7 protein-coding genes are annotated in these 9,584 nt (G+C 41.9%); all 7 read right to left on the bottom strand.

What is annotated here, in order from left to right:
• Positions 1-82: 82 nt before the first annotated feature.
• Genes Q8M98_02340 through Q8M98_02310 form a run of 7 tightly spaced genes read right to left on the bottom strand, consistent with a single transcriptional unit; the run spans position 83 to position 9,359 of the window.
• The gene (locus Q8M98_02340) at positions 83-712 is read right to left on the bottom strand and encodes a UvrD-helicase domain-containing protein (GenBank protein ID MDP3113594.1); all 630 of its coding nucleotides are present in this window, start codon (positions 710-712) and stop codon (positions 83-85) included.
• On the bottom strand, positions 705-2,312 hold the full coding sequence (locus tag Q8M98_02335; GenBank protein MDP3113593.1) for an AAA family ATPase: 1,608 nt from the start codon (positions 2,310-2,312) through the stop codon (positions 705-707). The genes Q8M98_02340 and Q8M98_02335 overlap by 8 nt, the downstream gene beginning before the upstream one ends.
• 3 nt (positions 2,313-2,315) lie before the next feature.
• Entirely contained in the window at positions 2,316-5,276 is a 2,961-nt protein-coding gene (locus Q8M98_02330) for a type I restriction endonuclease (protein ID MDP3113592.1), read from the bottom strand.
• On the bottom strand, positions 5,266-6,618 hold the full coding sequence (locus tag Q8M98_02325) for a restriction endonuclease subunit S (GenBank protein MDP3113591.1): 1,353 nt from the start codon (positions 6,616-6,618) through the stop codon (positions 5,266-5,268). Before Q8M98_02325 ends, Q8M98_02330 begins: the two co-directional genes overlap by 11 nt.
• Positions 6,596-7,180: a hypothetical protein gene (locus Q8M98_02320; GenBank protein ID MDP3113590.1), complete on the bottom strand. Its 585-nt coding sequence runs from the start codon at positions 7,178-7,180 to the stop codon at positions 6,596-6,598. Before Q8M98_02320 ends, Q8M98_02325 begins: the two co-directional genes overlap by 23 nt.
• The gene (locus tag Q8M98_02315; protein ID MDP3113589.1) at positions 7,177-9,162 is read right to left on the bottom strand and encodes a class I SAM-dependent DNA methyltransferase; all 1,986 of its coding nucleotides are present in this window, start codon (positions 9,160-9,162) and stop codon (positions 7,177-7,179) included. The genes Q8M98_02320 and Q8M98_02315 overlap by 4 nt, the downstream gene beginning before the upstream one ends.
• Positions 9,159-9,359: a hypothetical protein gene (locus tag Q8M98_02310; protein ID MDP3113588.1), complete on the bottom strand. Its 201-nt coding sequence runs from the start codon at positions 9,357-9,359 to the stop codon at positions 9,159-9,161. Before Q8M98_02310 ends, Q8M98_02315 begins: the two co-directional genes overlap by 4 nt.
• Positions 9,360-9,584 lie beyond the last annotated feature (225 nt).

Raw genomic sequence — 9,584 nt, 5'->3', positions numbered from 1 at the left:
CATGCATGAGCAATCGCTGATTGCCAACTTAAACATCTCCCAAATCTGTCAAGAAAATGTGAAATGGAAGCACTTAGACCACTTATTCTCCAAGTGCTCTGGTAAAGCAGCGTAGAATGGTGATGGTTTTTGAACAGTCTCTATTTTTTCTTGATTGGTTAGTATAATAAGTTGCTTGACGGCAATCACCTACGACATACATATGGATACTTGAGTTAAAAAGTAGTTCTAAGACGCATAGATCATATCCGGCTAAGTCCTGCACTTCGTCGATGTAAATAGCGTCATAAACGCGCTCAAGACGATTAATCACTTTACCGCAGGATAGTTTATTCACTTCACAGATAAAATCTGCCATTTTATCTGTAAAAATCAAGTCGTTACTGCATAGATAATAACGTCTGATATCACTCTTTTTTCTTCCGATACTTGAGATACCGCATACGAATGCGATTGATTTTATTCTGGCATCAGAGTAAAGATAATTTTGATACGGCCTCACTCCTTCTGATAGCAGGAAAGTAAACCATGTTTGGACTTCGATATTGGGTGGGATATGACCAGCAATTTGATAAATCCTTTCTATTATCTGATTGTAGTTATTTATCGTGTATGTAACTATAAGAACTTTCCGGTTTGAATGTTGTAAGGCACAATTCACTAACTCAGTAGTCTTTCTTGCACCCGCACAAGCAATTACAACTCTATTCAATTGTTATTGCCCTTTTAATGTAGTCAGGAATCTCAATTTCCTCTTGAGCTTCAAATATTCTCAAAGCACATTCAGTTTTATTGTTGCGCATATAGTCTTCCATGGCCGATTTATCTGCATACTGTTTCCCTAGTACTTTATTAAGCTTATCTATGTCATTAACTTTTACTATCTGGCTTTCAAGAGTAACTGAGGAATTGTCATCGCTGTAGCAAATCTTGATATTCTGGAACTTATCATATTCTTCGTACTTCTTAACTATGTTATCCTGGTAATTCCCATCATTATCAGTGACAACACGGACTTTCACTTCAAGCTTCGAAGCAATATCAAGAAAGCGTTTAAATGATAAATTCCTAACTGAAAGAACATCTATCCCATCTTCTATGGGTAGTTTTTTGTTTTTTTGGTAATATGCCTTTTGAACTATTAACTCGTCTGAAGGTCCTTCCACGAGTATGGATTTGTCTGCAAGTATGAGACGCAGTGTATCATATCCAGGTAACTTTTTGAAATAATCATATGTATCCTCGGTTAGCTCAGATAATCTCGTATGCATTCCCTCTTTTAGCAGTATTAGGTTATTCATCCCGAGTTTATTAATCACAAATGTGCTGTGAGTTGATATCACGAGTTGCTTACCACAGCACTTGTCGCTAATTAACTTAATCAGTCTATTTAGGTTTTGGAAGGATAAGTGGTTTTCCGGCTCTTCAATTAGCACTATCCCTGTCTCGGACGCTTCTTTCTCTAACGACAGGAGTATCTTTAGGATGCTTTGATCCCCTTGACCTATATATGAAAAAGGAATGTTGTCCAAATAGGTTGTCATGACGGATTCCCAGCTTGATTTTCCCGAAACATCAAGGGAAATCGATAACTCTTTTCCGGCTAGTATTGAGGGGTTTTCAATTAGCACATTGTTGATTCTGCTTAAATATGGCTTATCAGCAAATCCTTCTTTCAGATTGCGGTAATCAAGTGACAGTTCAGCCCGTTCTGAGGCTGTTAGATTATTGTCTATAATCTTTCTAATATAGTAATCAGCTCCACTTTGTAACCTTATCGTTGATGCATCAATGAAAGCAGATGTCACAGGTAAACTTCTTTTTGTTATGCTGTTAAATGCAAAATCCTGCCAAGTTATTTTGTAATACTCAATGGGAATGGCTCGAATCTCGCTTGGATTCTGTATATATCGAATATACTCCGGAGTATAATCAGTATCAAACTCAATCGTAAGAGTAACACCGCAAGAGTCTGTTCTAAGACTGTTATTAGTACCCTTAAGTTTGCTGACTTCCGGGGAATCGTTAAGATATAATTCAATAAAAATAGATGGAGGTGTGGGCGTCTCTCCCTTCCTTAGACTATCTAAGTATTCATTGGTGGCTGACATGTTAAACATATATGGCGATAGTTCGCTACTTAGATACTTTCCATACAGTTTACAGGTTAGAACCATATCTATCGATTCCAGTATGGTAGATTTCCCTGTCTCATTATTACCAACCAGTATGTTCAATTCTTGATTGAAGTTAAGGTTTAAATCTTTAATTGATTTAAAATTCTGGATTATTAGCCGCTCAATAGATATCATTACTTACTCCTTTAGTTCGGCAAGTGTTTTCCCGTCTTTTTTATACGTTACTCCGAACATCGTCTCCTGCAGCCATTTCTTAAATGAATTATTATCGCTATACTGCTTAAAGAGCTCTGTGTGATCGGTAAGCAGGGCTATCAGGATACCCTGCAATGCCTTATCATGTTCGATTCTGGCAGCCTGCTTGTCTGAGTTTTTAATTGCATTTTGGTAGGCTTGATTAAGACGAAGCTTTTCGGGTATCTCTACTGTGATCAGGTTTTTGATCTTATCCTCATCTTTCCAGTCGATATTGCCAAATAACTCATTGAATTGCTTGAGGATATTAGTGAGAAAATCCAGCTCCGGTTCAGCTTTTCTGCCCCCACCACTGGTAGGGATAGGATCAATCTCCGCATCTTCATCTTCCAGCTTCAAATGCACGGGAGTCATCTTCTCAACTCTGTAGCTGTCCATGTCAATGGCTTCGAGTATGCCTCTGGAGAGGTCATCTTCCACTGGTGCAGGAAGCTTCGGGATCAGGAAAGTCAGGAATATGGAGAGCTTTTCCCACTCTGCATTGTTGTAGGGCAGAATGGAAGAGAGGTAATCATAGGTGCGCACAAAAGCCTTGGCTTTGCCCTTGTAATCTACCTGCCCATCCTCATCCAGATCGCTGATATAAACAGCCACACAGCTATCTAAAATTGGGTCGAGTGTATCCCGTTTGGCATCGTTTAAGAATAGCGCAACCAGTTGTTCAATATCGGAGGGGCTGTAAACCTGATAACCGTCAAGTGCAGCTTTGAGGTCGTGAACTTTATTTGGATCAGTCTCATCGCTCAATATAGTGGTGCGATAATAATCCTGAAATGCCAATTTAATCGTGTCAGTATCGTTCAAAAAGTCCAGAACAAAGGTGTCATGCTTCTGGGGATGCGCCCTGTTTAAGCGTGAAAGAGTCTGCACTGCTTTGATCCCTGAGAGAGTCTTATCCACATACATCGTATGCAATAGCGGTTCATCATAACCGGTTTGAAATTTATCTGCCACAATCAAAAAGCGGTAAGGCTCTTCTTTGAATTTGGCTGCGATCAGGTTACTGGGAAACCCATTCAGGCTTGATTCGGTTACTTTATTACCACCAAACTCATGATCTCCGGAAAATGCAACCACAGCTTGGTATGGGCTTTTGCGCTCTTTGAGATATTCACAGAAAGCCTGATAATATTCGATAGCCCGCATGATCCCATTGGTGATCACCATTGCTCTGGCTTTGTTGCCAATCTTGCCATGCGAGATTACGCTCTCATGAAAATGGTCTATCATGATCTCCGCTTTCTTGCGAATAGCATATTCATTGCCTTCCACATATTTCCGCAGCTTCTTCTGTGCCTTTTTGATGTCATACTGCGGATCATCACCTACCGTCTTGGTAAGTTTGTAAAAGCTCATGATAGGAGTATAGCTTGCCAGCACGTCCAGGATAAAGCCTTCCTGAATCGCCTGTTTCATGGTGTATGAATGGAAGGGACGATGCTTGATCACTTCTCCTTCTTTATAGGGGATGCCAAATATCTCCAGGGTCTTGCCCTTGGGCGTAGCAGTAAAGGCAAAATAATCCGCATTCTTCAGCATCTTCCGGCTTTCCATCAAACGGTTGATCTTGTCCTGCAGTTCCATCTCATCATATTCTTGTTCCAATGTCGAGAGGGCACTATGCATCTTGGCTGTGATCCTGCCCCCCTGGCTGGAGTGAGCTTCGTCAATGATAATGGCGAATTTATTGCCCCGATGTGCATTGCCGATTTCATCCAGGATAAAAGGGAACTTCTGCACGGTGCTGATGATGATCTTCTTTCCGGAGCTTATGAACTTGCGCAAGTCTCCAGAATGTTCCGCATGCCCCACAATCGAGCCAACCTGAGCAAATTGCTTGATGGTGTCTCTTATCTGCTTATCCAATATCCTTCTATCGGTAACCACGATGATGGAATCAAACAGCTCTTTGCCTTCACGTTTGATCTCAATCAGTTGATGTGCCAGCCAGGCAATGGAATTGCTCTTGCCGCTTCCAGCACTGTGTTGAATCAGATAGCGTGTTCCAAGCTCAGACACCTGCACATCAGCCAGCAGTTTATGTACCAAGTCAAGCTGATGATAGCGGGGAAAAACCTGCTTGCGATGTTTGCGCTTCTTCTGATCTTCTTCAACTATCACCTGAGCATAGTTTTCGATGATATCGGTGAGCCCTTTCTTGCTAAGAACCTCTTTCCAAAGATAATCTGTAGCAATGCCAGCCGGATTGGGTGGATTGCCTGCTCCGTCTTTGTAGCCTTTGTCAAAAGGTAAGAACCATGAGCTATTACCTTTGAGAGCCGTGCACATCCGCACTTCGTGATCATCCACTGCAAAGTGTACCATACATCTGCCAAACTGAAATAGCGGTTCTTTCTCGTCCCTGTCACGTCTATACTGCTGCACAGCGTCATGCACCGTCTGCTTGGTAAGTTTGTTTTTCAATTCAAAGGTGACAACAGGCAAGCCATTGATGAAGATGCAGAGGTCAAGCGACAAAGCCCTCTCATCCTGGCTGTAGCGAAGCTGACGGGTAACACTGAAGATATTGGCTTCAAACTGTTCATTGGCTTTGAAGTTATCTGGCGATGGAGTGCCATAGAAAAGCTCAATACTGGCAGGACCGTGTTTGATGCCTGATCGGAGGACATCAATTATCCCTCTCTTTGTAATTTCCAAAAACAGCCGATGCAGGAACTGCAGACGTTTGGGACCCCCTTCTGCTATGCCCAAAAGCTCCACCTTGTGGGCTTGGGTGCTATTTAGAAAGCTCATAATCTGGACTATATCAAGAGCATGCACACGGTCATATTCTTTAGAGTCGCCCTGAATATACTGGCTGTCTTTAACGAGGCTTTCTACGATAAGGCTTTCCAGCCCAAATTCACTGTAATCAGTCGACACTAATACTCTCCTCAAGGGGTTCATCATCTGATTCAAGTCCAGGTTCCAACTCTTCTTCAGGTATGTCAGGTACTTCGATGTCACGAACATCCAGCTTTCCGGTTACAATATCTGAGATTAAGCGAGTTTGGAGTTCTCGAATCAATGTAATTTCGTCTTCAATAATCTTTATAGCTCCCATTGAGATATCAATGACATTTTCGATGTACGAAGCAATATCCTCTTGGTTTTCTCTCTTTGGAACAGATACGTGTATCTTATGTATATAGTTACGATTTAGGGTGGGGACAGCAGAACCTTCACTTACTGCGGCCATATCAAAGTTTAAGATAAAGTAGTATAACCAATTCCAATCATTTCCATGATTATGCAAAACAAACAACGCAGTATTATGAGCCCAAAAATCTTCATTAACAAAGTTAACCTTACCCGTGCTTCCACTTCTACCAACGGTTATGTTAGGTGCTTTCGTTGTAAACTGGTTATGATACCCAATTACTCCATTAGAACCCATAACTGGATATTCACCTTTTATGAACTTATCGCTGGATAAATCATGGCCTCTCTGAAGATAACACACATTTCTAAATCGGGTCGCAATCCACTCTTCCGGTATCATTCCCAGCCAGTCAATTCCGCTGTCTTTGTATTTTATATAGGGTTCCCCGGTGCGGACATCGATCTTGCCGGTCATAGCATCATTAATGATCACCTGTTTCAGTTCTTTCAAAAGCTCTATCTGTCTCTTCTTGATACGGATGTATTTGTTGATCTGGTAGTTTTTGTAGTCGAGGTACCGGGCAATTTGTACTTGTTCATAGAATGGTGGATTTAACATGGGGATGTTTAGAAAAGAATCATTGGTCAATTGCAATCTTGATATCCAAACACCTTTTGATCTGACCATCAACTCCCAGCGATATGCTATTGATCTTAGTAAAAAATTATAGTACTTGGGATGATTGATCTTCCTGTCGTGCAATCTGTACACTCCATAAGCAGTACTAACAATGCCATTATAGTTAGAAAAACCAAGTCCTGTCATCCAAGCCCAAAGGCTATTTATTACCAAATCACCTTCCCAACAAAGTTTGTAGCCCTTATAGGAAGCAGCCTTAAACATCGTTACATTAGCACATTTTCTTTTAATAACCCCAAATTTAGATGATACAGTCAGGAGTTCTTCTTCACCAGTCTCAGAACGGATATCTATACAACGAAAAAGGTTCTTTGCTCGTATGATGTTCCATTCAGAAGGTATCTGGTGTAACACCAAATAAGTTGCTTTGGCATACTCCGAATGCGGCTGAATCATAATATTACCATTGTTTTTTGTAGACATACTCTATATCAGATGATTCTATCGTCTTTGTTGTTCCATCCATATAGTCAATTTCTATCTTATCCAAAGTAGCTTTTTTAATAGTATTATTGTACCAATGGCACTCCCAACTATAATTGTAGCCATGAGTTTGTCCCGGATTTATTGGTCCCGTAACCTGTTCACCTGCATCACGATAACCTCGTATTGAACATGAAACTACATCCCCTACAGCATTGTATGGAGTCCAATAAAAAGAAACATACTTGATTACTTTGGTAGATGTGTTTTTCCATATCGTATGAACATCTACTCCACCTACAGAATTTGGGGCTGAAGTGAATACACTGATTATCTTGATAGTGTTCTTGAGTTCGCTGATTCTTTCTTTTTCTCTTTCAATTTTTAGTCTTTCCGAAACAGCTTCCTGATAACGTCTAACACTGTCCGCCCTAACAGCTTCCACTTTGGCTAGGCTATCCTGTCTGGCTTGTTCTTCAGGATTGATGTTTGGCAGTTTTTTTTGCTGTTTACAACCCATTATTAGTGTGAAAATAATACAACAAAAAACGAGATATTTCATGATTCCTCCTCACTTGATAAATCTCTTAGAATTGATTTAAGCAACCCGTCCCCTTCTTTTTCCAGAGCTTCAATATCTTTCACAATCTCTTGAATAGTACGCATTGGAGTGGGCTTATAGAAGTGTTTGGTGAAGCTGATCTCATAGCCGATCTTGGTTTTATCTTCATCTATCCAGGCATCGGGTGCATAAGGTAGAACTTCCCTTTGGAAAAAGGCTTTTATGCCACCCTCTTCCAGCAAAGAAACTTGTTCGGTATCCCTCAGTTCCGAATCGGGTTCATATTCCACCACCCGCTTTTGACCATTTATCTCGATTTCAAACAAACCAAGGCTATGATTGGGTTGTGCACCCTCTGCCAGAACCTTTCTTATTAGCGGATTGCCATCTTCGGAGACCATTCCACTATCTTTCAGCTCTTTGGTTTCTTTGGCTGAATAGGCTATATTAGGATCATTCCCTTTTACTTTCAAGGGTCTTTCCACAGTGATCTTCCAATAGCCAAAAGCTGCATTGGAGAATATCTTGGATTCCGCGGTCTCTTTGAAATTAATAAACACATCAGTTATCATAGCAATATGCTCTTCAGTCATTTCTCTGTTGCGTTTACCCAGGTTCCTGCGTAAGGGGTTGTACCATTTGCTGGCGTCTATCAGTTGGATTTTGCCTTTGCGATGCTCCGCCTTGCGGTTTGTGAGTAGCCAGATATAGGTGCTGATGCCGGTGTTGTAAAAGATGTTATCTGGTAGCTGAACTATTGCTTCCAGCCAGTCGTTTTCGATAATCCACCTGCGGATATTGCTTTCCCCCTGTCCGGCATCACCGGTAAATAACGCAGAGCCATTGTGCACTTCTGCTATCCGGCTACCCAGCTTGGTATTATGTTTCATTTTGGAGAGCATACTGGCAAGGAACATCATCTGTCCGTCACTGGAGCGGGTGATCATCTGATACTCCGGGTTTCCGGCATGATTTACGATAAAACGGCTGTCCGTGATTTCTTTTTTTCCACCCATTTTAGATTGGTCTCCGCTCCAGTCCTTGCCGTAGGGAGGATTGGAGAGCATGAAGTCAAAGCTGTGAGAGGGAAAGCCATCTTTTGAGAGGGTAGAGCCATACATGAAGTTCTCGGCTTCGGCTCCTTCACCTTTGATGATTAGGTCTGCTTTGGTGATAGCATAAGTTTCGGGATTGACCTCCTGCCCATAGAGGTGGATAGCCACTTCCTTGCCTTGGTTATGAGCAATAGATTTGAGCCTATCCTCTGCCACGGTTAGCATTCCGCCTGTGCCGCAGGCACCATCATAGACCAGGTATGTGCCGGATTCAATTTGGTTTTCTATCGGTTTCAGCACCAAATCAGCCATCAGATTTACCACATCCCAGGGGGTAAAGTGTTTTCCGGCTTCCTCATTGTTCTCTTCGTTAAACTTACGGATCAACTCTTCAAATACTGTCCCCATGGAGTGGTTGTCCAGAGCGGGATGAATCTCTCTGCCACTGCTATCTGTAATGCGAATGGGAGCCAGATTGATAGTGGTATCCATAAACTTCTCGATCAAGAAACCCAGAACATCAGCTTGAACCAAGGTGGGGATTTGATTGCGGACCTTGAAATTCTCCAGAATATCTTGCACATTGGGAGAAAAGCCATCGAGATAAGTTTCGAAATCTGCTTTTAGCTGCTGCTGCTTGGCTCGGGCTTTCAGGTCTCGCAGGGTGAAGGGAGAGGTGTTGAAAAAGGCTTGTTTGGAGGCATTGCACAGGGCTGCATTTTGATTCACTATTCCGGCTTTATCAAGCTGCTCCTTGAGCTTTAGAACATCCTGCTTGGTGAGTTCGAGGAGCACGTCCAACCTGCGTATAACCGTCATGGGCAGGATCACATCCCGGTATTTACCCCGGACATAGACGTCTTTGAGCACGGAATCTGCAATATTCCAGATGAAATTTACGATTTGGCTGTGTTGTGTTTGGTTCATATCTTCTTCTTTTTGCCTGTTTTATGGTAAGCAATCATCATGTTCAGGGGATATCCTGATCGGGATTTATCTTGATTCCGCACGTCCCACCCAAGCTCAAGACACAGCTTTCCTCTCATCGAAAAACGGACCTGCTGTTCAGCCTTGAATAGTCCATCTTTCAGCATGATGCGGATACTTTCGATACTCTCTTTCACATATTCCCCATAGCGTGAATTGTTTTTTTCACAAATAACTACAAGAGGATTATCTGTTAACCTAAAAACAGTTTGCGCCTAAAATTGTCAAGTCCTAATATAGTTGACACTAGGTTGCCACTTTTTGCGATAGCGCTACACCCCTCCATAGTATGTCCCCCCAAGCGAAGTTTTCGTGCAGATCAACAAGCCACTGGATACGCGTGAATCCTGTGAGTTATTCTT

It is taken from the genome of Candidatus Cloacimonadaceae bacterium (genome assembly GCA_030693415.1).
Classification (GTDB): Bacteria; Cloacimonadota; Cloacimonadia; order Cloacimonadales; family Cloacimonadaceae; genus JAUYAR01.
Note: the sequence above shows the minus strand (reverse complement) of the source record. Positions and strands in the feature narration are given on the sequence as shown.

Excerpts from the sequence above, each read along its gene's own strand:
- Q8M98_02320 (MDP3113590.1), bottom strand. The coding sequence starts at position 7,180 with ATGAAATATCTCGTTTTTTGTTGTATTATTTTCACACTAATAATGGGT.
- Q8M98_02335 (MDP3113593.1), bottom strand. The coding sequence starts at position 2,312 with ATGATATCTATTGAGCGGCTAATAATCCAGAATTTTAAATCAATTAAA.
- Q8M98_02315 (MDP3113589.1), bottom strand. The coding sequence starts at position 9,162 with ATGAACCAAACACAACACAGCCAAATCGTAAATTTCATCTGGAATATT.
- Q8M98_02325 (MDP3113591.1), bottom strand. The coding sequence starts at position 6,618 with ATGTCTACAAAAAACAATGGTAATATTATGATTCAGCCGCATTCGGAG.